We start from the raw sequence: 1,396 nt of genomic DNA on the forward strand, positions 1-1,396 counted from the left end.
ATAGGATAACAAATAGAACAAAGATTACAAATAACACAAAGATTGTGTTGTCGAAAAAAACGGCATTTAGGGAGCTGACGCGAAATCCAGAAAGGAGCTGACGCTTGAGAAGGTGATAAAGGGGAGAGGAAAAGCAAAAAAAAACAAAAACACCAAAACAGGGGAAAGAGCAGAGGGCGGCAAACTATGAATTTAGTTAGTAATTTTCGAGCACCCTGAGCAGTTAGTAAATGGGGGTCGTTTTACTAAGTAGTAGCCTGTGCTTTTATCCCCTTTTTCACCCTTTTTTATAGTAGCGTTTTATTGCACTATTTGAAGGGTTGTTGTATAAGTAAACTTATGTTAAGGGATTAATTCAAGATCATACGCCCACCAAGAGCCATACATAAGGGGAGAATAAGGACCTCCATTATGTTAATGAAATATTCGTGGATTCCAGAATTAGCCATACGCAACCAGGTTAAGAGCTATACACCAACCAAGGGTATGGACCATAGCACTGTTCCGACCACTAAGACCTATCGAAATCTATAATTTATTCCGATTAGGGACAAGCAGGCAGGTACAAGGTAAATGTTGCCCCTTCACCCGCAACGCTATGCGCGCTCACGGCCCCCAGGTGGTTATCCATTACCTGCCGTACGATAGCCAGGCCGATACCTGATCCACCATAAGAGCTGCTTTTGCTATGCAACCGCTCAAAGGCACTGAAAATGCGGTCCTGATATTTTTCATCAAAGCCAATGCCATTGTCGGCCACCGTAATCTGCCAGTAAGCGGGGGGGGGAGGATTCCAGCCACTAACAGGAAGGCCCATAGGTAAATCTTTCCGATTCACCCATTTACTCATCAGGGTTACGCGGGGCTGCTGGCCGGGCCTAGTAAATTTAAGGGCGTTGCTTAATAAGTTTTGAAATACCTGCCGCAGTTGCAGTGCGTCGCCCTTTATTGTAGGCAGGTCAACCACCTCTACGACTGCATTTTTTTCGTCTATAGCAATTTCCAGATCAACAAGTACTTCACTCAGGATACGATTTAAATCAATGGACTGATAGTCAACCGGTGAGCCCATCGATAGCCGCGAGTAGGTTAATAAGTCGCGGATAAGCGTCTGCATTCGGTTGGCGGCTGTTTGCATCCGTATCAACAGATTTAGCCCATCGCCCAGGGCCGGGCCGTACTGGTCCATAAGGATATTGCCGAAGGAATTGATTTTGCGCAGCGGTTCCTGTAAGTCGTGCGAAGCCACGGATGCAAACTGATTCAGACGAGCATTGGAATGCTGAAGCTGATCATTGAGTTGCTCAATCTGCTCCTGCGCTTGTTTAATGGCGGTGATGTCGATAGTGGACGTTATGAGCCCATCAGTCCCAAGGCGCGCAGCGGTAGTCAGAAA

At 46.3% G+C, this 1,396-nt stretch carries 1 protein-coding gene; it reads right to left on the bottom strand.

Going from position 1 to position 1,396, the window contains the following annotated elements:
• Window positions 1-544: 544 nt before the first annotated feature.
• Window positions 545-1,396: sensor histidine kinase (locus B157_RS0113590; RefSeq protein ID WP_020603864.1), on the bottom strand; the 852-nt coding region annotated here is incomplete at its 5' end.

It is taken from the genome of Spirosoma spitsbergense DSM 19989 (genome assembly GCF_000374085.1).
In the GTDB taxonomy this organism is placed as follows: Bacteria; Bacteroidota; Bacteroidia; order Cytophagales; family Spirosomataceae; genus Spirosoma; species Spirosoma spitsbergense.